17 protein-coding genes are annotated in these 22,736 nt (G+C 74.0%); 12 read left to right on the top strand and 5 right to left on the bottom strand.

All coding sequences use genetic code 11. The features are described 5' to 3' along the window. Positions 1-22: 22 nt before the first annotated feature. Positions 23-1,309 (top strand): oxygenase MpaB family protein, encoded by a 1,287-nt coding sequence (locus AB0J69_RS13225; RefSeq protein WP_364116433.1) that lies wholly within the window; start codon positions 23-25, stop codon positions 1,307-1,309. Next, on the top strand, positions 1,306-4,533 hold the full coding sequence (locus tag AB0J69_RS13220) for an AAA family ATPase (protein ID WP_364116431.1): 3,228 nt from the start codon (positions 1,306-1,308) through the stop codon (positions 4,531-4,533). Before AB0J69_RS13225 ends, AB0J69_RS13220 begins: the two co-directional genes overlap by 4 nt. A 166-nt stretch (positions 4,534-4,699) precedes the next feature. Here AB0J69_RS13220 and AB0J69_RS13215 read toward each other — a convergent pair whose 3' ends face one another. The 3 genes from AB0J69_RS13215 to AB0J69_RS13205 form a co-directional block, all read right to left on the bottom strand. After that, the gene (locus AB0J69_RS13215) at positions 4,700-5,569 is read right to left on the bottom strand and encodes a hypothetical protein (RefSeq protein ID WP_364116429.1); all 870 of its coding nucleotides are present in this window, start codon (positions 5,567-5,569) and stop codon (positions 4,700-4,702) included. Positions 5,570-5,642: 73 nt separating this feature from the next. Next, a complete protein-coding gene (locus AB0J69_RS13210) occupies positions 5,643-6,389 on the bottom strand; it encodes an SDR family oxidoreductase (protein ID WP_364116427.1) in 747 nt (248 codons plus the stop codon). Next, entirely contained in the window at positions 6,386-8,200 is a 1,815-nt protein-coding gene (locus tag AB0J69_RS13205) for an amidase family protein (protein WP_364116425.1), read from the bottom strand. Before AB0J69_RS13205 ends, AB0J69_RS13210 begins: the two co-directional genes overlap by 4 nt. Before the next feature lie 71 nt (positions 8,201-8,271). Here AB0J69_RS13205 and AB0J69_RS13200 point away from each other — a divergent pair, with 71 nt between their 5' ends. After that, the gene (locus AB0J69_RS13200) at positions 8,272-9,288 is read left to right on the top strand and encodes an aminoglycoside phosphotransferase family protein (RefSeq protein ID WP_364116423.1); all 1,017 of its coding nucleotides are present in this window, start codon (positions 8,272-8,274) and stop codon (positions 9,286-9,288) included. A 169-nt stretch (positions 9,289-9,457) separates the two neighbouring features. Here AB0J69_RS13200 and AB0J69_RS13195 read toward each other — a convergent pair whose 3' ends face one another. Beyond that, a complete protein-coding gene (locus tag AB0J69_RS13195) occupies positions 9,458-10,516 on the bottom strand; it encodes an aldo/keto reductase (protein ID WP_364116421.1) in 1,059 nt (352 codons plus the stop codon). A 676-nt stretch (positions 10,517-11,192) separates the two neighbouring features. Here AB0J69_RS13195 and AB0J69_RS13190 point away from each other — a divergent pair. Further along, positions 11,193-11,735 carry a hypothetical protein gene (locus AB0J69_RS13190; protein ID WP_364116419.1) on the top strand — a complete coding sequence of 181 codons (543 nt, stop codon included), beginning with the start codon at positions 11,193-11,195 and terminating at the stop codon, positions 11,733-11,735. Positions 11,736-11,980: 245 nt separating this feature from the next. Continuing rightward, on the top strand, positions 11,981-12,907 hold the full coding sequence (locus AB0J69_RS13185; protein ID WP_364116417.1) for a LysR family transcriptional regulator: 927 nt from the start codon (positions 11,981-11,983) through the stop codon (positions 12,905-12,907). Positions 12,908-12,983: 76 nt separating this feature from the next. Here the strand turns inward: AB0J69_RS13185 and AB0J69_RS13180 are convergent, their stop codons facing one another. Further along, positions 12,984-13,673, bottom strand: coding sequence for a sulfotransferase family protein (locus AB0J69_RS13180; RefSeq protein WP_364116415.1), 690 nt, complete (start codon positions 13,671-13,673; stop codon positions 12,984-12,986). Positions 13,674-13,768: 95 nt separating this feature from the next. Between AB0J69_RS13180 and AB0J69_RS13175 the strand changes: the two genes are divergently transcribed. The 7 genes from AB0J69_RS13175 (at position 13,769) to AB0J69_RS13145 (ending at position 22,728) form a co-directional block, all read left to right on the top strand. Continuing rightward, a complete protein-coding gene (locus AB0J69_RS13175) occupies positions 13,769-15,271 on the top strand; it encodes an AMP-binding protein (protein ID WP_364116413.1) in 1,503 nt (500 codons plus the stop codon). A 70-nt stretch (positions 15,272-15,341) separates the two neighbouring features. Next, positions 15,342-16,910 (top strand): NAD(P)-binding domain-containing protein, encoded by a 1,569-nt coding sequence (locus tag AB0J69_RS13170; RefSeq protein WP_364116411.1) that lies wholly within the window; start codon positions 15,342-15,344, stop codon positions 16,908-16,910. Beyond that, entirely contained in the window at positions 16,910-17,962 is a 1,053-nt protein-coding gene (locus AB0J69_RS13165) for an alpha-hydroxy acid oxidase (protein ID WP_364116409.1), read from the top strand. The genes AB0J69_RS13170 and AB0J69_RS13165 overlap by 1 nt, the downstream gene beginning before the upstream one ends. Then, entirely contained in the window at positions 17,956-19,347 is a 1,392-nt protein-coding gene (locus AB0J69_RS13160; protein WP_364116407.1) for a cytochrome P450, read from the top strand. Before AB0J69_RS13165 ends, AB0J69_RS13160 begins: the two co-directional genes overlap by 7 nt. Beyond that, entirely contained in the window at positions 19,304-20,641 is a 1,338-nt protein-coding gene (locus AB0J69_RS13155) for a cation:proton antiporter (protein ID WP_364116405.1), read from the top strand. Before AB0J69_RS13160 ends, AB0J69_RS13155 begins: the two co-directional genes overlap by 44 nt. Before the next feature lie 93 nt (positions 20,642-20,734). Beyond that, positions 20,735-21,424 (top strand): response regulator transcription factor, encoded by a 690-nt coding sequence (locus tag AB0J69_RS13150; RefSeq protein WP_364116403.1) that lies wholly within the window; start codon positions 20,735-20,737, stop codon positions 21,422-21,424. Then, on the top strand, positions 21,421-22,728 hold the full coding sequence (locus AB0J69_RS13145; protein WP_364116401.1) for a HAMP domain-containing sensor histidine kinase: 1,308 nt from the start codon (positions 21,421-21,423) through the stop codon (positions 22,726-22,728). Before AB0J69_RS13150 ends, AB0J69_RS13145 begins: the two co-directional genes overlap by 4 nt. Positions 22,729-22,736 lie beyond the last annotated feature (8 nt).

Raw genomic sequence — 22,736 nt, 5'->3', positions numbered from 1 at the left:
CGAACTGGAGAGTACGGGGTAGATGAACGTTCATGACGAGCGCTGGCCGGAGGAGAGGTTCCGGCAGCTACGGCAGCAGGCCGACCCGGACATCGACAAGGTGGTGGCCGAGTACCTCCAGGCGCAGCCCGCGGGGACGGGCGCGCTGGAGCTGGTCAAGGCCGTGGTCGCCGAGCTGGGGGCGGCCAAGCGGGAGGCCCGGGCCCCCTCGGGCGAGCCGCCGACCTCCGAGATCTTCGACGCGCTCGACTTCGTGAGGGACCTGCCGGAGTGGGGGGACGACCGGGAGCTGCTGGCCCGGGGGCAGGCCGTCTTCGCCGACTACGGGCTGTACCAGTCGGCCGCGCTGTTCTTCGCCTGCCTGCCGATGGCGTACGCGGAGATGTCCAGCGCCAAGGTGCTGGGCGGCGTTTCCCAGCTGGCCACGCACAGCCTCACCCGCCGGGTGGCGGAGACCGGCCAGATGCTGGTGGACGTGATGGGGCTGAAGGCCGCCGACAGCCTGCAGCCGGGCCGTCCCGGGCACACGACGGCGATCGGGCTGCGGATCCTGCACTCGTTCGTGCGGGCCCTGGTCGACGAGAAGTACGCCGACAGCTGGGACACCGAGCAGCACGGCCCGCCGGTCAACCAGGAGCTGCTGCTGGCCACGCTCTTCGACTTCTCCGTGGTGACGTGGGAGGCGATGGAGACCATGGGCGTCCTGCTGAGCGACGAGGAGCGCACCGCCAACCTCTACACCTGGAGCGTCTTCGGGCACCTCATGGGCATCGAGGTCTGCCGCGACGGCCCTCTCACGCTCGACGACGTCGAGCCGATCAGCGCGCGCCTGGGCCGCCTGCTCGAGTCCAGTGACGAGGGCCGCCGCCTGATGGCCATGCTGCTGCAGGAGATGGAGGTCTTCATGCCGCTGGGCTGGCGCAAGATGCCGCGCAGCCTGGTGCACTGGATCTTCCGGCACGCCCAGCACGGCGCCGACCGGGTGCCCGAGCTGCTCGGCGTGCCGGAGCCGGCCTGGTGGTTCACCGCGATCTTCGCGGCGGCGCGTTCCGCCCACCGGCATGCGTGGCTGGCCGGGCCGGTGGACGGTGTGGTTCGCTGGCTGGTACGCAAGGCCGGGCGGCACATCGTGGTCGCCCTGATCGACCGCCACTCCGACGGGCAGGCGGCGTTCAGGATCCCCGGGGAGCTGGCCCACGCGTGGCGGATCAAGCAGTCGAACCCCGCGGTGAAGACCCGCGAGATCCGCCGCACAGTCCGCAGCAAGCTACGAGCGCCCGCGCGGGCGCTGAAAGGGCCGCGCCAGTGACTGCCCCCCAAGAGCCCCCGCACGAGCCGGGCACGCTCACCACGGCGACCATCCTGTTCACCGACGTGGTGAGCTCCACCGCCCTGCGGATCAGGCTCGGCGAGGAGCGGGCCAACGTCGTCTTCCGCCGCCTCTACCAGCTCCTGCGCTCGGTGGTGACGGCCAGCGGCTCGTCGTTCACCAAGAGCCTGGGCGACGGGCTGATGGCCGTGTTCGACTCCGCCACGGCCGGGCTGGACGCGATCATCGCGGTGCAGCAGGCGGTGGCCGACGAGAACGAGCGCGCCCTGGAGAAGATCTCCATCAGGGCCGCGCTCGCCGCCGGCGACGTGTGCTGGGGGCACGACGACGTGAGCGGGCTGCCCACGGTGGAGGCGGCCCGCCTGGTGGCGGTGGCCGAGGGCGGGCAGGTGCTCTGCACCGACCTGGTGCGGCGGCTGGCGCAGGGGCGCAGCAGGCACGAGTTCAAGGACCTCGGGCGGCTGCCGGGCAAGGGGCTGCGCGAGCCGCTGCACACGTACGAGCTGCACTGGCAGAGCGCCGACCATCACCTCGGCGGCGGGCTTGCGCCGTGGCTGGACGACGGCCCGCTGCTGCCGTTCGTGGGCAGGCAGGAGGAGCTGCGGGCGCTGGACCAGGAGCTGGCGGCGGCCGAGTTCGGCAGCGGGCTGGTGATCCTGGAGGGTGAGTCCGGGGTGGGCAAGACCCGGCTGGCCTCCGAGGTGGCCCGGCGGGCGCTCAAGCGGCAGTTCACGGTGCTGGCGGGGCGGTGCACGGATCCGGCGCGGCAGGCGTACGAGCCGATCGCCGGCGCGGTGGAGCGGCTGGCCCGCACCTCGCCCGCGCTGCTGCTGCGGGCCGGGGTGGACCAGCAGTGCGGCCAGCTCGTTCGGCTGGCGCCGTCGCTGGCCGCGCCGCCGCTGTCGCTGGAGGTGCCGCCGGCCACCGAGCCGGTGTCCGAGCGTTACCACCTGATGGCCGCGGCCCGCACGCTGATCGAGCGCCTGGCCACCGTGCGGCCCGTGCTGCTGGTCGTCGACGACCTGCAGTGGGCCACGCTGGAGTCGCTGCAGATGCTCAACGCGCTCATGTGGGACGCCGACGCGCTGCCGCTGCTCGTCCTGGCGTTGTCGCGTCCCGTGCCGGTCGAGTCGGCCATGCCGGAGCTGCACAAGCTCACCGCCGACGGCCGGGTCATCCAGGTGCCGTCGTTCGGGCTGGACGAGGTCTCGCGCGCGCTGGCGGAGGCGCGCGCGAGCGGCGACCCCCAGCTGCTGCACCGGATCACGGGCGGCAACGCGTTCCTGATCAGCGAGGTGATCAGAGAGCTGGCCGCGGGCAAGGACCTCGACTCGCTGGCCGTGCCCGATTCGGTCACCCGGATGGTCATGGCCCGCCTGGCCCAGCTCCACCCCGACGCCAGAGACCTGGTCAGCCTGCTGGCCGTCGGCGAGCGGATGGACTCCGCCGCGCTGCGGCGCGGCCTCGGCCACGAGCAGGGCCTCGACGAGGCCCGGTTCGTGGCCGCGGTGGAGGAGGCGATGGGCGCGGGCCTGGTGACCATGCTGGACGACGGGTCCTGCCAGTTCTCCCACGAGCTCACCAGGACCGCCCTCTACGGCATGCTCTCCGCGCCGCGCGCCGCGCTGCTGCACGGCCGGGTGGCCGACGCGCTGTGCGAGACGGACCCGAAGGCGATGGAGTCGCGGCCGTACGTGGTGGCCACTCACCTGCTGGCCGCCGCCGAGCACGGCCGCGACCCGGCCCGGGTGAGCGCGGCCGCCGACGCGGCGGTGCACGCGGCCCAGCACGCGCTGGCCGGGCTGGCCCACCGCGAGGCGGTCACCTGGTACCAGCGGGTGCTCGACCTGCTGCGCGACCACCCCCACAGCACGCTGGAGCGGCGCGCCGAGCTGCTGGTGGAGTGCGGCCGGGCGATGTGGCTGGCCGGGCACCCGGAGGCCCGGCGGACCCTGCTGGACGCGGCCGACCTGGCCCGGGAGTGCGAGCGGCACGACCTGATCGTCACCGCGGCGCTCGGCGGCGACCGCGGCAGCATCTCGGTGACGCCCGACCAGGAGCGCATCGCGTTGCTGACCGAGGCGCGCAAGGTGGTCGACTCCACCGACGTCAGCACCCGGGCGCTGCTGGCCGCCCAGCTCGCCTCGGAGCTCATCTGGGCACCCGACGGGGAGCGGCGCTTCGCGCTGAGCGACGAGGCGGTGGCGCTGGCCCGCAAGTCCGGCGACCCCCGCACGCTGGCCGGCGTGCTGGGCATGCGCAGCCTGACCATCGTCCCCGCCGACCCGCTGCACCAGCGGCACCGCGACGGCGACGAGATGCTGGAGGCGGCCCGCCGCACGGGCGACGACCTGGTGCTGTTCCACGCGTACGTGCAGCGCACTCCCCCGGTGCTGGACAGCGGCGACGCCACCAGGGCCGCCATGCTGCTCGACCAGGCCGACGAGCTGGCCCGTCGGCTCGGGCAGCCGCACCTCAACTGGCTGATCGGCTACTCCAAGGCCGGGCTGACCCTCATGCAGGGCGACCTGGCGCAGGCCGAGTCGGAGGCGGAGGCGGCCCTGCGGCTGGGCTCGGAGATCGGCCGCCGCCTGGAGGCCGTGGCCATCTACGCCGAGCAGATCGCCGAGATCCGGCGCCTGCAGGGACGGCTGTGGGAGCTGCGCGACCGGCTGCGCCGCGCCGGTCAGGCTCCCCGCGTGGACCCGGTGCACGCGGTGCTGCGCTACCTGTGCGAGCTGGCCGACGAGGAGGCCGCTCCCCTGCTCGACCGCATCCTGGCGTACGGGGGCGCCGCGCCGCCGCGCAACATGGCGCACCGGTCCGCCCTCGACAACCTCGCCCTGGCCGCCGCGCGGCTGGGGCGGGCCGAGCTGGCCGGGCGGTTGTACGACTCGTTGTCCGCCGGCGGGGAGACCTTCGGCCACGGCGCCGTGGCCCACCACTGCGGGCACCACTACCTGGCCCACCTGTGCGTGGCGATGGGCGACCGGGGACGGGCCGCCGAGCACTTCGAGGCCGCGGCCGAGGTGCACGAGCGGCGCGCGGTGCCGCTCATGCTCGCCGAGTCCCTGCTCGACTGGGCCGACCTGCTGGACGCGGGAGGCGTCGGCGGCCCCAAGCCGGCGGATCTGCGCGAGTGGTGCCGGTCGCTGCTGGCCGGTCGGGGAGCGCTGCTGCTGGACCGGCGGCTGCCTGTTTAGGCTGGTAGGGCACCGGGCGACCCGTCCTCGGGGAACAGGCCACGGGGGACAGCAGTGAGCGTCCAACTGGCGCTCATAGGAGGCGGCGCCCGACCTCGACGCGGCCGCGTTGCCCGAACACGGCGCGGCCGCGTTGCCCGAACACGGCGCGGCCCAGTGGGTGACGTCAGTGGGCGGGGCGCAGGCTCAGGGTCTGGCCCGCCTCGATGGCCTCGCGCACGCTCCTGGCCAGCGTCTCCTGCAGCGCCTCGCCGCGGGCCTCGAGGCCGCGCAGGCCGTCGGTGTCGTCGGTGTGAGCCAGCAGCGCCCGGTACTTCTCGTTGTTGCCCAGCGCCTCCTGCGCCCGCAGGGCGGCGTCGGCCTCCTGGACGCGGCGGGCGTACCCCTCCAGCCCCTCCACCCTGGCCGTCACGCTCGCCACGGAGCGGCGCAGGGCCTCCTGCTGCGGCTCCAGCACGGCCATCAGCTCGGCGGTCACGACGCCCCGCATGGCGCGGGTCTGCTCCTGCTGCAGGTGCGTCTGGACCCGCAGCAGCAGCGCGATCTCCCAGATCTGCCGGGGCAGCAGCACCTCGTTGGCCAGCCCGTCCAGCAAGCGTTTCTGCATGACCTGCGAGGTGTAGACGGACATGACGGCCGCCCTGGCGCGTTCCAGCAGGGCCCGGGCGGGCGGGGAGAGCTCGGGCACCAGCACGAACCGGTCCCTGCTCGGCCGGCTCGAACCGCGCAGCCTCGGGATGAAGGAGTCGATGACGGCCAGGCGCTCCTGCTCGGTCAGGTCCGGGTCCGCGACGAAGTCCACCGTACGCCTGACGTGGTCGCGCTCGTGGGCGAGCAGGTGCCGCTCGGCGGTGACCAGGTCCCGGCGGCGGAACACGTCGTGCGCGACCACGAACGCGCACAGGCCGACCGGGACGAGCAGCAGGGCGTACAGGATGCCCGAGAGCCCCGCCGTCCCGTACATGACGAGGCCGGCCAGCAGGACCGCCGCGCAGATCGCGACCGATAAGAACGCGTAGGCACGGACCTTGGCCACACCGTCCCCCTCTGAGCGAGTCCCGAAGTGCCCGAGAGTTCACAATAGCCCGGAGAGGCGGGAAGATCACGGGTCACCGGAGGTAGGAAGCTCCGTTCAGATCGAGCACGGCACCGCTGGCCCATTCGGCGGCCGGCGAGGCCAGGTACACGACGGCCGCGGCGATCTCCTCCGGCCGCGCCACCCGGCCGAACGGGCTCTGCGCGCGGATCGCGTCGCCGCGCGGGGCCTTGAGGTGCTCGTTCGTCATGTCCGTCTCGACGAAGCCCGGCGCCACGCTGGCCACCGCGACACCGCTCGGGGCCAGGGCGATGGCCAGCGACTGGCCCAGGGCGTTCAGCGCCGCCTTGCTCGCGCCGTAGGCCGGGCTGTCGGGCTCGCCGCGGAAGGCGCCGCGCGAGGTGACGTTGATGACGCGGCCGCCGGCGGGCATGTGGCGCAGGGCGCACCAGGTCGCGTTGGCCGGGCCCACCAGGTTGACGTCGAGCGTGCGGCGCCAGGCGTCCTGCCACTCCTCGTACGACGTCTCGGTGATGGGGTGGTGCAGGAACACGCCCGCGTTGTTCACCAGGACGTCGATCGCTCCGCCGAGCGCCCCGGCCGCCGCGTCCACCATGGTCCTGACGTCCCCGGGGTCGGCCAGGTCGGCCTGGACGACGGCGTGTCCCTCTCCCGGCAGCTCGCCGAGCAGGCTCTCGGCCTCCTTGGCGGAGTCGCGGTGATGGATCGCGACCCGGTCGCCCTGCGCGGCGAAGGCCGCCGTTACCGCCCGTCCGATGCCTCTCGACGCGCCGGTGACAAGAACTCCACGTCCGCTCATCCACCGCACCCTAGGGGATCGGCACCGCACGGGTTCCGGTGGGGTGCCCCCCGCTCGATCAGCAGCGCGGCGGCCAAGGCCACGTGGTCCTCCCAGGGGCGGGCGACGACCTGGACCGCGCCGGGCCGGCCGCCGGCCGTGCCCGACGGGACGACGACCACGGGAGCGCCCGTGAGGCTCCAGGGCAGGGTCCAGACGTAGTCGGACTCGGTCGATTCGCGCCAGGGCGGCGGGGGTGACGGGGCGGCCGGGGTGATGAGCAGGTCCAGGTGGGCGGTGGCGGCGAGCATGCGCCTGCGGAAGCGGTCCCAGTCCCACAGCAGCCATGCGTGCTCCGCGCCCGACAGCCCGGCCCGTCCCCAGTGGCGGCGGGTCAGCTCCAGTGCCTCCTCGCGGACGTCCGGCACCGGCTCCTCCACGACCACGGCCCCCGCTTCGGCCAGCATCTCCACCGCCGCCCGCACGGGATCCTCCGCCCGATCCGGCCCCACCCGCGCGAGGTCCCCCGCTTCGTTCCCGACCCGCACGAGGTTCGCCGTCCCCGTGCTCATCCGCGCGAGGTCCCGCGCCTCCTTTACCTCCCGCACGAGGTCCCCCGCCTCCTTCCCCACCGCCGCTCGTCCCGCCGTCTCTCCTTCCATCGCCCGTCCCGCCGTCTCTCCTTCCATCGCCCGTCCTGACGTCTCTTCCCCCACCGCTCGTGGCGACGTCGCCCCCTCCGCCGGGCGCTCCGCCGCCATCGGTCCGCGCCCTTCCCGTTCCACCGGCCATGCCTCCGGCACAGCGCCTCCTGCCCCTGGCCGCTCCGCCGCCATGGGCCCGGCCTGCTCGGCTCCCACCGGCCTCTCCGGAGCGGAGCGGCCGGCTCCCGGCGGTGTCCGTTCTGCGGGCGGGGCGGACTGGGCCGGCGGGTGGTCGGGGTCGGACGGTGAGCGACCGGGGGCGGGCAGGCGCCCGGACGGAGGGGACGCGCCAGACGCGCGGAACGCGCCCGCTCCCTGGGACGCGCCGGACGCCGGGGACCAGTCGGAGGACGGGGTCATGATGCCCACGCGGAGCCCGGCCAGGGACACCGTGTCCGGGTCGCCCAAGGGGACGGGGGCGACGCCGGCGTCCAGGCCGTCCGGTCCGGCGATCACCGCGAGCGCGAGGGCCAGGTCGCGGACGCAGGTGGCGAGCGGGCCGATGGCGGTCCTGCCGTCCTCCAGGGCGCCGCAGCGCGGGAAGTGGCCCGTCAGGGGCACCCGTCCGAACGTCGGCTTCAGCCCCGCGATCCCGCACCACGCGGCGGGCAGGCGTACGCTGCCGCCCGAGTCGCTGCCCAGCCCCAGCGGCACGGCACCGGCCGCCACCAGCGCCGCCGTGCCGGACGAGGAGCCGCCGGGCGCGCGGCTGGGGTCGAGCGGGTTCCGGGTGGGACCGTACACGGCGTTGTCCGCCATGGCCGCGCTGATCGCCACCACGATCGCCCCCGCCTGCCGGAGCCGGGCGACCGCCGTGGCGTCGGCGGCCGGGCGCCGTCCGGGGTCGCCGCGCGAGGTGCCCGTGGCCCCCGTGACGGGCCAGCCGGCCACGTCGATCCAGTCCTTGACCGTGATCGGCACACCCTCCAGGAGCCTGCCCGCGCCCGCACGCAACCGCCGGTCGGCCCGGGCCGCCTCGGTCAGGCTCCGCCCGGGGTCGATCGCGGCCACCGCGCCGATCCGGGCGTGCAAACCCTCCAGCCGCTCCAGCACGTCCCGGACCGTTTCGGTGACGGTGGTCTCGCCGGTCTTGTGGCGGTGTACGAGATCGAGGACGTTCCGGCTCATCGGCCCTCCTCTGGGTCCGGCAGCCCTCGCCACCCTACGATGGTCAACACCCTCGCGACCAGGAGCCGACCTTGACCGAGTTCCCCGCCGGCCTGACCGCGGACGTGGCGCGGGCGTACGAGCTGGGCGAGCCGCTCCGGCCTCCGGTGTACGCGGCCCGCGGCGAGCTGGGCCGGATCTGGCGGCTCGACACCGACCGCGGCTCGTGGGCGGTCAAGGAGTCGCTCGTACCCGTCGAGGAGGGCGACGTGCGGGCGGACCACGCGTACCAGCTGGCCGCCGCGGACGCGGGCATCCGGCTGCCACGGCCGCGGCTGACCTCGGCCGGGGCGGTGCTGTTCGGGGTGTGCCGGGTCTACGAGTGGGTGGATCTGGTGGACGGAGAGGTGGTCACGGCGGCGGAGCTGGGTGCCGTGACGGCGCGGCTGCACCGGCTCGGACATCCGGCCGGCGGTCCCGTGATCCCGTGGTTCTCCGAGCCGATCGGCCGGGACCGGTGGGAGGCGCTGGCAGAGGCGGGCACGGGGGCAGGCGCGGAGGTGGGCACGGGGGCGGGCACGGGGGCGGGCACGGGGGCGGGCGCAGGAACGGGCGAGGCGTGGGGGCTCGCGCTGGCGCGGCTGCTGCCCGAGCTGGTGGCGCTCGACGCCCTCGTCGTGCCGCCCGATCCTGGGTCCCTCGCCACGTGCCACCGCGACGTCAACGTGGAGAACGTACGGCGGGCGCGCGACGGGGGCGTGGTGGTGCTGGACTGGGAGAACTGCGGCGCGGCCCAGCCGGCGTACGAGCTGGCCTCGATCCTGACCGACCTCTCGCTCCAGGACGCAGTGGTGGCCTACCGGGCTTACCGGGCCGAGGGCGGGCGCGGGGTGATCGCGGAGCGGGCCGATTTCTCGATGGCCATCGCCGTGCAGGGGCACCTGCTGGAGTTCTACGCCCGGCGGGCGCTGTCGCCGCTGGAGTCGGCGGAGTCGCTGGAGTCGGCGGAGAACCGATCCCGGGCCCGGACCCGGCTCGGCACGATGCTCGACCAGCCGCTGACACTCGCCCGGATCGACGCCCTACGCTCCGCCTGCTCGGGCGGTTGAGGCCGGTCGTAGGGCTGGGCGGGCGAGGCGGGGCTCTTGAGGCGAGGCCGACCGACCGCCAGGACGGCGGACCGGCAGGACGGCGGACCCGGCAGGACGGCGGACCCGGCAGGACGGCGGACCCGGCAGGACGGCGGACCCGGCAGGACGGCGGACCCGGCACGACCGGTTATGAGGGCCACCAGGGGCTGCGTTCGCGGATGGCGGCCTGGGCGCGGGAGACGAGGCCCGTGTAGCGCTTGCCGGGATACCACGGCATGGTGGCGATCCGGTCGAACCCGGGGATGGTCTCCATGTGCTGGACCATGCGCCGGCGCGTGGCGGTGTCGGGGAGCGGGCCGCGCATGGCGGCGACATTCTCGGCCACGTGGGCGGGGTTCGAGGTGGCGGGCAGGGCGCAGGTGACGGCCGGGTTGGAGATCACCCATTTCAGGAAATATTGCGACCAGGTGCTGATGCCCAGCTCCCTGGCGAAGCCGGGCAGCGGGCGGCCAGCCACGATCTGGTGCAGGCGCGCCTTCTCCAGCGGCATGTTCACGAGCACCGCCGTGCCGTTCGCCGCCGCCGCCGGGATGAGCCGCTCCTCGGCCGCTCGGGTGTGGATCGAGTAGTGCACCTGTACGAAGTCCGGCGCGGCCCGCTCGACCCAGCTCTCCACCAGCGGGAAGTACGCGGGCTCGTGGTGGGTCACGCCGAGGTGCCGGATGCGGCCCTCCTTCTTCCACGCGTGCAGGAGGGGGACGATCACGTCCACGTTGACCAGGCTGTGGCACTGCATCAGGTCCACCGGCCGGTCGAGTGACATGCGCTCGACCGTGCGCCGCCGGCTGGCCTCGGCATGGCTGTCGTCCCAGAGATGCTCGCCGGTCGACCAGATCTTGCCGGCCAGGAACATGCGATCGCCGATGCGCAGGTCGGCGGCGACCTCGCCCAGATTCACCTCCGACCTGCCGTACAGCGGCGAGCAGTCGAACACCCTGCCGCCCGCCCGCCAGTGCCGCCTGACCACCTCCCGGACGCGGTGCCGGTCGGAGAAGGTGTCGAAGGTCATGAAGGTGCCGAGCCCGATCGCGGGCAGCCGCTCGTTCGTGCCGGGCACCGTACGGGTGATCAGGTCGTCGTCCGGCTCGGCCGCGGCGGCGCCCGCCGTCCCCACCGGGAGCGCACCGAGCCCGCCCGCCTTCATCAGCTGCCGCCGCGTGGGCGTCCACGAGAGATTGTTCTGCATATCGAGATGGTTGCTCGGGAAACGCCCGGAAAGCCAAGTCCGGTTCGGACCGGCGGCATACCGCGCGGGTATCCGGCGGCGGGCCTCGCAGGTAGGGTCCGGAATCCGGTACGTGATCAAGGTCAACCGGATGCGGGTATGGAACGTCCCAATACTCCCGTCCCCTACCTGGAGTCACGCCATGGGATCCCCGCCCCAGCCGCAAGGGCCGTACGGCCGGCCGCACCAGCCACGGCCCTACGGCCCCGGCGGGCACCCGCACCATTCCGCGCCCCACCCCGGCGCACCACGCTCCGCGCCCCCATACCCGGCACAGCAGCCCGCGCCCCAGCGCGGGGTACAGCAGCCCGCACCCCCATGCGCGGCACAGCATCCCGGGCCGCCGCACGGCCCCGTGCGCCGGCTCGTGCCACCAGGCCGCGCACCTCAGCACGGTCCACAGGGCCCCGCGCCCCGGCACGCTCCACACGGCCCCCCGCAGGCGCAGCACACCGCCCAGAGTCCCTGGCCCGCGCAGCGCACGCCGCCGCCGCACGATCCCTGGCCCACCCAGCCCATGCCACCAATCCCGTGGTCCGCGCAGCGCATGCCACAGAGCCCGTGGCCCACCCAGCCCATGCCGCAGAACCCGTGGCCCACCCAGCCCATGACCCAGGGCCCTCCGTCTGTTCAGGGCATGCCGCAGGGGGCGGTGGCCCAGCACGGTCCTCGGGGACACCGGGCGCCGCCCCAAGCGTGGTCGTCCCGGGAGAACCTCGGGCTGATCGTCCTGCTCGCGGTGGGCCTTCCCCTGATCCTTCTGGGCGGTGGCGCGGCGGTGGTCATGGTCCTGACGGACACCGGCCAGGGCACGGTGGCCACCGAGGCCGGAGCGCCGAACATGATCATGCCGTCCCGCGAGCCCGTGCCGAACCAGCAGCAGGCGGAAGGCGTGGCCAGCGAGCCGCCCGGCGGCCTGGCGGGTCAGCCCACCGGCGCGGCCGGGCAACCCACCGGCGCGGGAGGCCAGCCCACGAGCCCAGCCGGCCAGCCCACGGGCACGGCCGGCCAGCCGACCCTCGGCCAACCGGCTGCCGGAGGCGTGACGAGCGGGCCAACGAGCGGGTTCGGGGAGCCGGGCCCTGGTGGGCTGGCGGGCCAGCCCACGAGCGTCGGCGGGTACCCAGCCTCCGGCCAGCCAACGAGCGCGGCCGGCCAGCCCACCGACGCGGCCGGGTAGCGACCGGGCGTGGGCGGGTAGCCGACCGGGCGTGGGCGGGTAGCCGACTCCCGGCCAGCGGGCTGTCGCAGGCGTGACCGGGGGCGCCGTCCAACGGCGGGGTGGCGTCGTCTAACAGCGGGTGGGGCGGCAGGATGGGACAGGTGGCGTCCGTGGCCAGGTTCGCGTTCGCGTTGAACGCCGGGATCGCCGGGCAGAAGGGCGAACGGACGCTCTCCTGACGCCCGGCGACATACCTTTCCTGTATGCCGGTTGATCTGCGCATGATGCGCTACGTGATCGCGGTGGCGGAGGCGGGCAGCTTCGAGGCCGCGGCCGAGCGGCTGCACATGACCCAGCCGCCGCTCAGCCGCCAGATCCGCGACCTGGAGCGCGAGCTGGGCGTCAACCTCTTCCACCGGCGGCCCACCCGGCTCACCGAGGCGGGCCGGGTGTTCGTGGAGGCGGCGCGCGAGGTGCTGGCGGGGGCGGAGCAGGCCGTCGAGCGGACCCGGCGGGCGGCCGGGGTCGATCACGGGGCGGCCCGGGTCGGGTACACGGTGACGACGTCATTCGACGAGATGCCGAAGGTGTTCGCGGCGATGCGCGCCCGCCATCCCGGGATCCGGGTCGAGGCCCGCGAGGCGTGGGACGCCGAGCTGACCGGCGCCGCGGCGGACGGCGAGCTGGACGTGCTGCTGGGCAGGCACCTGGCCGTGCCGGCGGAGTGGTTGTCGGCGGTGTTGCGCTCGGAGGAGTTCGTCGTGGTCGTGGGGGCCGGTCACCGGCTGGCGGGGCGGGCCGGGGTGAGCCTGCGCGACTTGCGCGGGGAGACGTTGCGCTTCTTCCCGCGCCGCTTCGCGCCCCTCTACTACGACCGGGTGCTGGCGAGTCTGAGGAGTACGGGCGAGGAGTTCGACGTCTGGGAGAACCCGCTGCCGGGGCTGCGCAACCTCAACGTCAGCCTGAGCGACAGCGGGTACATGCTGCTGCCCCGCTCCCTGTGCGGCCAGCTCCCCGGCGGGATCGCCTGCCTGCGGCTCGAGGACCGGCTGCCGCCGATCGAGCTGCGGGTGTCCTGGCAGCGCAACCCCTCCCCCGCCGTGATGACCCTGGTCAGGACGGCGCGCAGGGTCGCCAGGCGGGAAGGCTGGCTCACCGCCGCACCAGGAACCGCTCGGGAGCAGCCCTGACGGACCCACGAGGCCCCGCTCGGAAGCAGCCCTGACGGACCCGCGAGGCCCCGCTCGGGAGCAGCCCTGACGGATCTCAGCGGCCGCGCAGGATGAGGCGGGACAGCCGGCGCGGGCGCTTGCGCCGGAACGCCGCCCGCTCGTTGACCTGCGGGTACGGCACCTCCGGCACCGGCACCCCGAGGAACGCGCACAGCGGCTCCCACCCGTCCCCCGGCTCGAACACCAGCAGCCGCTCGGCCGGGATCGCCGCCCGCACCTCGGCGACGTGCCGTTCGAAGACCTCGATGACGTGCTCGCGGTCGTCGATGCGGCCGCCGAAGACCGGGTCGATGAAGGTCGCCCTGGCCATGCGCGGGTAGAGGGCGAAGTCCGGGGCCCGCCGCGCCACCAGCCAGCGGATCACCCGGCGGTGCGGCGGCAACCCGCGCCGCTGCTCCAGCGCGCTGCGGAAGATGGTCTCGCTGACGCTGTCGTACCAGCGCCCGGGGTCGCGGACGGTGAGGATGACCTTGGCATCGGGATAGTGCGCGGCCAGTTCCCGCCAGTACGCCGAGGCGGGCCAGTCGAGCGCGGACCCGAACCCGGCGAACAGCGCGTCCCAGTCCCGGGAGCGCCCTTCGCCGACGTCGAGCCACTGCCGCACCCGGTACGGCTCGGCGATGACCGACGACATGTGGTAGCAGGGCCCGAAGCCCAGCTGTTCGAGCGCGGCCTTGAGCGATCTCGTACCCGTGCGGCCGAATCCGGCGCCGATGACCTTCACGTCATGCCCGTCTCTGATCCGTCTCTGATGTGAATCCCGTTATATGACGGCAAATCGCAATCGGGAACGGCCACTAACACGCAGAGGAGCCGACCATGCTCTTCCCGACCCCCCTTCTCGACGCGCTGCGCGCAACCCCGGCGAGCCCGGCCTTCGAGCACGGCGACAGGACCGTCTCGCGCGGCGAGCTGCTGGAGCTGATCCGCCGGCTGGCGGGCGCGATGCACGACGCCGGCCTGGGCCCCGGCCGGGCGGTCGCCGTCCGTACGGAGGTCACGCCGGAGGCGTTCGCCGCGCACATGGCCGCGCACACGCTGGGCTGCCGCGTCGTCGGCATCCGGCCCGGGTACCCGCCGGCCCAGCTCGACCACGTGCTCGGCATGGGCGTGGACGCCGTGCTCGTGGACCCGGCGACGGCCACGCCGCGGCTGCTGGGCGCGGGCACGCCGCTCTCGCTCGGTCCGGTGGACGGCGCGGCCGACCTGCTGGCCCACCCGGACGGCGGCCGGCCGCTCACCGTGACCGCCCGGCCCGGCGACGTGGCCGCCCTGACCTTCACCAGCGGCAGCACCGGGCGGCCCAAGGGCTGCGCGATCACGTACCGGGCGCTGGGCGAGCACTGGACGTGGCAGCCGCGCGTGTGGTCGCCGGTCGCGACCGCGCTCGCCCGGGGCTTCGAGCGCTACCTGCTGTTCGGCACGCTGGCGAGCATGGTGGTGCTGGAGTTCCTGGCGCCGTGCCTGCTGGGCGGGGGCACCGCGGTGATCCCGGAGGACGACGGGCGGCCGCTGTTCCCGTACGCGATCGAGCGCTACCGGATCACCGGGACGATCATCACCGTGCCCCGGCTGTTCCAGCTCCTGGAGCTGGCGGACACGGCCGACCTGTCCAGCCTGCGGGCGCTGATGGTGTCGGGCTCGCCGATCGGCCCGCGGCGGCTGGCGGCGGCGGCCGCGCGGCTCGGCCCCGTCGTCTACCAGGGGTACGGCCAGACCGAGGCGGGCAACATCGCGATGCTCACCCCCGAGCACATCGCCGCGGGCGTCGTGGCCCCGGTCGGCCGGCCGCATCCCGGGGTCGAGCTCAGCGTGCGCGACGAGGAGGGCACCGAGCTGCCCGCCGGGCGGACGGGCGAGCTCCACGTGCGCAGCCCGTACGTGATGGCGGGTTACTGGGGCGACGAGGAGGAGACCCGCGACACCCTGCGGGACGGCTGGCTGCGCACCCGCGACCTCGGCCACGTCGACGAGGACGGGTTCCTGCACCTGGAGGGCCGCACCCGGGACGTGGTCATGGTCAACGCGATGGTGGTGTACGCGGGCCCGATCGAGCGCGTGCTGACCGGCCATCCCGACGTCGACGAGGCGTACGTGGCCGGCACGCCGGACGAGGGCACCGGGGAGGCCGTGCACGCGTTCGTGGTGCCCGCGCCGGGCCGCGTCCCCGACCCCGCCGCCCTGTCCGCGCTGGTACGCGCCGAGCTGGGCGCGGACAGCGTGCCCAAGACGATCACGATGGTGCCCGGCGTCCCGGTCGCCACCAGCGGCAAGCCCGACAAGCGGGCCCTCCTCGCCCTGCACGGCGGCGGGGCGTTCTGAGCAATCTCTGAGAATTGCCCGCCAACACTGATGTTGTCATTTCAACCACTTCGCTGTGACGGAGGCGTCAGTGCCGGACAACACCCTGGACTACCTGGTGATCGGCGCCGGGCCCGCGGGCCTGCAGCTCGGCTACTTCCTGCACCGGGCGGGCCGGACGTACCGGATCCTGGAGGCGGGTCCGGAACCGGGCCAGTTCTTCCGCACCTTCCCGCGCCATCGCACGCTCATCTCGATCAACAAGAAGCACACCGGCTGGGACGATCCTGAGCTCAACCTGCGCATGGACTGGAACTCGCTGCTGTCGGACGATCCCGGCCTGCTGTTCACGCGCTACAGCGACCGGTACTTCCCGCACGCCGACGACATGGTCCGCTACCTCGGCGACTTCGCCAGGACGTGCGGGCTGCGGATCTCCTACGACTCGCCGGTGGTCCGGGTGGACCGGCCTGACCCGCCGACCGGGCCGTTCCGGGTGACCGACGAGAACGGCCGTACGTACGAGGCCCACCGGCTCGTCGTGGCGACCGGTGTGACCAGGCCCAACATCCCGCCCATCCCGGGCGTCGAGACGGCCGACACGTACGGCACCGCCTCCACCGACCCGGCCGACTACGTCAATCAGCGGGTGCTCATCATCGGCAAGGGCAACTCGGGGTTCGAGACGGCCGACAACCTGATCGAGACGGCCGCGGTCATCCATGTGTCCGGCCCCCACTCGCTGCGCATGGCCTGGCGCACGCACTACGTGGGGCACCTGCGGGCGGTCAACAACGGCCTGCTCGACACCTACCAGCTCAAGTCCCAGAACGCGCTGCTCGACGGCGACGTCAGGCGGATCGAGCGGCAGCCGGACGGCACGTACCTGGTGACGGTGGCCTTCGCCCGGGTCAACGAGGTCACCAAGGACATCCCGTACGACCGCGTGATCGTCTGCACCGGATTCCGCTTCGACGCCTCGATCTTCGCCGACGGGTGCCGCCCCGACCTGGTGATCAACGGCAGGTTCCCGGCGCTCACGCCCGCGTACGAGTCGGTCAACGTGACGGACCTGTACTTCGCCGGCACCATCACCCAGTCGCGCGACTTCCGGCACGGCACCAGCGGTTTCATCCACGGCTTCCGCTACGGCGCCCGCGCCCTGCACCGCGTCCTGGAGTCCCGCCACCACGACGTCCCCTGGCCCGCACGGGTGCTCCCGGCGGACCCGGCGGCGCTCGCGGAGGCGGTCATCGGGCGGGTCAACCGGACCTCGGCCCTGTGGCAGCAGTTCGGTCTGCTGGCCGACGTGATCGTCGTCGACGGCGACACCGCCCGTTACCTGGAGGAACTGCCGCACGACCTCCAGGGCCCGCCGATCGGCGACCGCGGCCACTTCACGATCACCCTGGAGTACGGGCCCGAGCACGACCAGGTCGACCCGTTCGACATCGAGGTCGGCCGCATCAGCCAGAGCGACTCGGCCCGCGCGCACGAGGGCCACTACCTGCATCCCGTCGTTCGCCACCACCTCCCCGGCGAGCCCCCCGTGGCCCACCACATCACGGAGAACCTGGAGAACGAGTGGGACTCCCCGGAGGTCCACGTGGAGCCGCTACGGGCCTTCTTCGCCGGCCGTACGTCCTCCGTGCCGGCCTGATGGACCGGCGGAACCTGCGCGAGTTCGAGGCGGCCGCCCGCGAGCGCCTCGACCCCGCGCACTACGACTACTTCGCGGGCGGCGCGGGTGACGAGGTCACCGTGCGGGCCAACGAGGCCGCGTTCGGGCGGCTCGGGCTGGTGCCCCGGGTGCTGCGTGGCACCGGCAAGCTCCAGACCGACCTGACCCTGCTGGAGAGCCGCGCGGCGGCTCCCGTGCTGGTGGCGCCGACGGCGTTCCACCGCCTCGCCGACCCTGAGGGCGAGCGGGCCACCGCGCGGGCCGCGGCCGCCACCGAGACGATCATGATCGTGAGCATGGCCGCCACGGTCGCGATCGAGGACGTGGCGGCCGCGGCGCCCGGCGCCGAGCTGTGGTTCCAGCTCTACGTGCAGCCGGACCTGGCCTTCACCGAGCGGCTCGTCCGCCGCGCCGAGGCGGCCGGCTGCAGGGCGCTGGTGGTCACCGTGGACTCGCCGGTCCTCGGCCGGCGGGAGCGGGACCTGCGCAACGGCTTCCACGACCTGCCCGACCACCTGTGCTGCGAGAACCTGCGCGACGGGGCTCGCGGGGACCGGGTGCGCCCGATCGTCATGTGGCCGGAGCTGTCCTGGGAGCACCTCGGCGCGCTCAGGCGGATGACGGGCCTGCCGATCGTGCTCAAGGGCATCACGCACCCGGCCGACGCGCGGCTCGCGCTCGATCACGGCACCTCGGCGATCATGGTGTCGAACCACGGCGGGCGGCAGCTCGACGGCGTCGCGGCCACGATCGACCTGCTGCCGGACATCGTGGCGGAGGTCGGCGGGGCCGTGCCCGTGCTGCTGGACGGCGGCGTGCGGCGCGGTACCGACGTGCTGAAGGCGCTGGCGCTCGGCGCCGCCGCCGTCGCGGTCGGCCGCCCGGTGGTCTGGGGCCTGGCGGCGGACGGCGAGCGGGGCGTGGCGGCCGTGCTGGAGCTGCTGCGCGCGGAGGTCGAGCACGCTCTCACGCTGTGCGGCTGCGCCTCGATCCACGACCTCGAGCCGGACATGGTGCGACGGCCGTGCTGAACACGCTGATCGTGCTGGGCGCGCCGGCCCTGCTCGTCGTCGTGGTGAGCCTGCCGTGGTGGCTGCCGGACCGGATCGTGGCGCTGCGGGCGCGGGTGTTCGCCCGGATCAACGGAGACGAGGGCATCCCCGTGCCCGGCGACCTGGTCGGGGTGGACCGGTTCAGGGAGATCTACTCGCACCCGGCCGCCGGCGGGCGCAGCGAGGGGGCCGCGCTGTCGGACCTGTTCTGGTACTGGCTGTCGCCCGGCCCCGAGATGCACCAGGAGCACCTGGAGGCGGGCGAGCGCTACGACGCCGTGGCCCGGGTCACCCGCGCCCTGCTCGCAGTGCCGCGGGCCGAGGCCGAGGAGCTCGCCCGGCGCTGCGCGGCCCGGACGCTCGACGGCGTGCGCGGCCTGGTCCGGCTCCGGGACCTGATGATGCCGCTGTGGGCGGAGTTCTCGTACGAGCTGGTCTTCGCCGAGCCCTGCCCGCGCGAGGCCCGCGACCTGATCGCCGCCAACGCGAACGACGTCGTCACCTCGCTCAAGTGCACGGGCCTGCGGCACATGGACCGCCGGGAGCGCCTGACCCGCTATCTCCTCGGCCGGCTGTCCCGGGTGCGCGTGCCGCTCCCGCCCGGCCTGACGCCCCTGCAGCAGGCGCACTACCTGCAGGGCGCCTTCTTCAACACCGCCGTCGTGCAGATGTCGGAGGCCATGGCCCACCTGTTGCTGGTCCTGGCCCAGCACCCGGACGTGCAGCACAAGGCGCGTACGGGCGACGCCCGCGACCTCGACCAGGTGATCGCCGAGACGATGCGGCTCTACCCGCTGTTCGGCATCGCCCACCGCGTCACCACCGGCGACATCCGGCTCGACGAGCGCACCACGATCCCCACCGGTTCGGTGCTCTGCTTCAACTACCCGGAGTTCCACCGCGCCGGCTTCACCGACCCGGACCGCTTCGACCCGGACCGCTTCGACCCCGCGCGCTCCGAGCGGCCGGTCAAGGAGCTCAACCACATCCCGTTCGGCGTGGCGGCCAACCGGCCCTGCCCGGCCTGGCGGCTGGCGCCGATCGCCATGCGGGCGGTGGCCCGGGAGGTGCTCGACCGCCACGTCCTGGACTCCTCCGTCTCCCACACCAGGTCCCTGCCCAGCCGGGGGCCCTGCCTGCTCACCCCTCGCGACGCTCCGCACCGCCCCCGCCGCGCCCTGGCGTACCTGCGGGTGCGCGACCGCTGGGAGGACGTCTGGCGCGGCCTGGTGCAGCTCGTCCTCGGCAGCTACATGGTCTGGGACGCGCGCCGGCAGCGACTGTGCGAACGCCACTTCACCTCTGAACCGGAGAACCGGAATGCCCGTTTTGGCTCCCGCTCTGACTCTCGTCACGGCTCCTGACCCGAACCTCGCCCTCATCTTGAAGGTCCTGCCCGCCCTCGTCGTCATCCTGATCGCCGCGGCGATCTGCGGGCGGCTGGCCCTCATGGTGATGCAACCGCGCGTGCTCGGCGAGATGGTCGCCGGTGTCCTGCTCGGGCCCACGCTGTTCGGCTGGCTCTTCCCGGAGGCGCAGGCGGCCCTGTTCCCGCCGGAGGTCCGGCCGATCCTGTACGTGCTGAGCACCATCGGCCTGACCCTCTACATGTTCCTGGTCGGGGCCGGCCTCGACCACAGCGCCCAGACGCCCGGCGAGGTCCGCAAGGCGTCCGTGCTGGCCGCGTCGGGGATCGTCCCCTCGCTGCTGCTCGGCTTCGGCGCCGGCCTCCTCGTGTACGACCTGCTGTCCCGCCCGGACGTGCCCCCGTTCCAGTTCGCCCTGTTCGTCGGGGGCGCCCTGTCGCTGACCGCGTTCCCCATGCTGGCCAGGATCCTGTACGAGCGGGGCCTGGAGAACAGCCCCGTCGGCCGGCTCACCCTGCTGGCCGCCTCCATCGACGACGCCCTGGCCTGGTGCCTCCTGGCCGTCCTGTCGGCCATGCACCTCGGCAACGGCGCCACCGGCGCGCTGCCCACCATCCTGCTGACCGCGCTGTTCGCCGTCGTGATGCTGAAGGTGGTCGCCCCCATGCTGCGCCCGATGGGCCGGACCGTCGCGCGCACCGGCCGGCTCGGCCCCGGCGCCATGTACGCCGTCATCCTCATCCCGCTCGCGGCCGGCTGGCTGACGGACTGGATCGGCGTGTACGCGGTCTTCGGCGGCTTCTTCGCCGGCCTGGCCATGCCCCGCGACCCCGCCTTCCGCCAGGCCCTGCACGGCCGGATGATGGAGGTCGTCTCGACCCTGCTGCTGCCCACGTTCTTCACCTTCTCCGGGCTGAACACCCAGCTCGGCGGCATCGCGGGCGGGGCCATGCTGCTGGCGTTCGGGGTGATCCTGCTGGCCGGGTTCGCCGGGAAGTACTTCGGGTGCTCGCTGGCGATGAGGGGGCTCGGGTTCGGCCGGCGCGAGTCGTACGCGGTGGGGGCGCTGATGAACGCCCGGGGGCTGATGATCCTCATCTTCATCAACATCGGCCTGGCCCAGGGCATGATCACGCAGGAGCTGTTCGCCATGCTCGTGCTCGTGGCCGTGCTGACCACCGCGGCCGCCCTGCCCCTGTACAAGCTCGCCCTGCCCGACCGCCTCGAACGTGAAACCAAGACCGTGGCACCCGTCGATCCACCGGTCGAAGTCAGGTCCAATTCCTCGTGATCGCGCAGGTGGGCGGGGAGTGGCCGGTTCGCGGGCGGGGCCAATGGTTCAGTGGACCTGGTAAATCCCCGGCAGTGGTGTAACGGTGGTCTCGTGGCTGGGACATCGGGCACGGCCGACCTGCCCTCCCGTCGGCTGCTGCTCGTCGAAGACGATCGCGAACTGGGGAACATGCTGGTCGACCTGTTCACCGAACAGGGCTACACGGTCGACCTCGCGCTGGAGGGGCAGCGGGGGCTGCATCTGGGCCTGAGCCGCGCGTACGACGTGCTCATCGTCGACCGCGGCCTGCCCTCGCTCGACGGCATCGACCTGCTGCGGCGGCTGCGGCGGCAGGCGGTCACCGTGCCGGTGCTCGTGCTCACCGCCTTCGGCTCGGTCGCCGACCGGGTCGCCGGGCTGGACGCGGGCGCGGAGGACTACCTGGTCAAGCCGTTCGAGATCGACGAGCTGCTGGCCAGGGTGCGCGCGCTGCACCGCCGCAACATCGACCTGGCCCGGCTGCTGCCGCTGGGCGCGGGCTGGCTGGACGCCGAGTCCCACATCGTGCGGCTGCCGACCGGGGAGCAGGTGACGCTGTCGGGGCAGGAGTGCCGGCTGCTCAGCGCGCTGGCCGCCCGCCCCCGGCAGGTGCACACCCGCAGGTCGCTGCGCCAGCGGGTCTTCGACGGGGCGAACAAGGAATCGATCGTGGACACCTACGTCTACTACCTGCGCAACAAGCTGGGCTCCGGGGTCGTGTGCACCGTGCGAGGGGTGGGCTACCGCCTGGGGCGGCTATGAGCCTCACCACGCCCGGGCGCGGCCCGGCGGCCCCGGACCGGAGCCGACGGCCCGACCCCGACCGACGGCTGCTCGTCCGCGCCCGGCGCCGGCTCACCGTGCAGGTGGCGGGCGCGATATCCGCGGTCCTGGCGCTGGTGGGCGTGCTCGTCTACTGCGCCATGGTGCACAGCCAGGACGACGCGGCCAGGCGCGAGCTGGCCGCCGCCGCCGAGAGCTCGCCCGTCGGGCAGCCGCCGCCCTGCATGTGGCTCTTCGAGCTGCACGCCGACGGCACCGTCCGCGCCTCCCCCGGCGCCCCGGCGTCGCTCCCCGTCCGGGCGTCCCTCGACCAGGTGGCCGCCGGTGGCGGGCCGCGGCTCGCGCAGGTGCGGGTGGCAGGGCGCGACTACCTGGTCCACACGCGCGGGCGCGGCTACACGACGGTCCAGGCCGTCCTGGACCTGCGTCACCCGGCCGCCGAGCGGCAGCGGCTGCTGCGCACGCTCGCCGGCGCGGAGATCGCCGGGCTGCTGGCCGCGCTGCTGGTCGGCCAGGTCGTCTCCCGGCGCGCGATCGCGCCCCTGGGAGAGGCCCTGGCCCGCCAGCGCCGCTTCGCCGCCGACGTCAGCCACGAGCTGCGCACCCCGCTGACCCGCCTGCACACCCGCGCCCAGCTCCTGTCGCGGCGGCTGCGCGGCGGAACCGACCCGATCCTGCTCATCGACGAGGTGGACCAGCTCGTGGCCGGCACCAGGCAGCTCGGCGAGGTGGTCGAGGACCTGCTCAGGGCCGCCCAGTTCAAGCAGCTGCGCCGGCCGTTCGGGCCGGTGGACCTGGCCGTGCTGGCCGCCGAGCTGGCCGAGGCCGAGGAGGCCAGGGCCGCCGCCCGCGGGGTGGCCGTCGAGGTGCGCTGCGACGGGCCGGGCGACCACGTCGTGAGCGGGGTGGAATCCGCCCTGCGGCGGGTGATCTCGGCCCTCCTGGACAACGCGCTCGGCCACACCAGCGCCGGCGGGCACATCTGGGTGACGCTGTCCAGGGAGCCGTCCGTGGTCGAGCTCACCGTCCGGGACGACGGCTCGGGCCTGGACCCCGAGGACGCCGAGCGGCTCTTCGCCAGGTTCGAGGGGACGGGGTTCGGGCTGGGGCTGGCGCTCGTACGGGAGGTGGTGGACGGCCACGACGGCACGATCACCGCCGACGGCCGGCCGGGCGGCGGGGCGACGTTCACCGTACGGCTGCCCGCCGACCCCACCGGCACGGCGGCCGAGCCGGCCCCGGAACCGGCGTGGCAGAGGTATCAGCCCCCGCTGCCGGGGTAGCCAGGATC

The organism is Nonomuraea sp. NPDC049709, assembly GCF_040674815.1.
Taxonomy (GTDB): Bacteria; Actinomycetota; Actinomycetes; order Streptosporangiales; family Streptosporangiaceae; genus Nonomuraea.
Note: the sequence above shows the minus strand (reverse complement) of the source record. Positions and strands in the feature narration are given on the sequence as shown.

Excerpts from the sequence above, each read along its gene's own strand:
- AB0J69_RS13225 (WP_364116433.1), top strand. The coding sequence starts at position 23 with ATGAACGTTCATGACGAGCGCTGGCCGGAGGAGAGGTTCCGGCAGCTA.
- AB0J69_RS13210 (WP_364116427.1), bottom strand. The coding sequence starts at position 6,389 with ATGAGCGGACGTGGAGTTCTTGTCACCGGCGCGTCGAGAGGCATCGGA.
- AB0J69_RS13205 (WP_364116425.1), bottom strand. The coding sequence starts at position 8,200 with ATGAGCCGGAACGTCCTCGATCTCGTACACCGCCACAAGACCGGCGAG.
- AB0J69_RS13195 (WP_364116421.1), bottom strand. The coding sequence starts at position 10,516 with ATGCAGAACAATCTCTCGTGGACGCCCACGCGGCGGCAGCTGATGAAG.
- AB0J69_RS13190 (WP_364116419.1), top strand. The coding sequence starts at position 11,193 with ATGCCGCAGGGGGCGGTGGCCCAGCACGGTCCTCGGGGACACCGGGCG.
- AB0J69_RS13185 (WP_364116417.1), top strand. The coding sequence starts at position 11,981 with ATGCCGGTTGATCTGCGCATGATGCGCTACGTGATCGCGGTGGCGGAG.
- AB0J69_RS13175 (WP_364116413.1), top strand. The coding sequence starts at position 13,769 with ATGCTCTTCCCGACCCCCCTTCTCGACGCGCTGCGCGCAACCCCGGCG.
- AB0J69_RS13165 (WP_364116409.1), top strand. The coding sequence starts at position 16,910 with ATGGACCGGCGGAACCTGCGCGAGTTCGAGGCGGCCGCCCGCGAGCGC.
- AB0J69_RS13155 (WP_364116405.1), top strand. The coding sequence starts at position 19,304 with ATGCCCGTTTTGGCTCCCGCTCTGACTCTCGTCACGGCTCCTGACCCG.
- AB0J69_RS13145 (WP_364116401.1), top strand. The coding sequence starts at position 21,421 with ATGAGCCTCACCACGCCCGGGCGCGGCCCGGCGGCCCCGGACCGGAGC.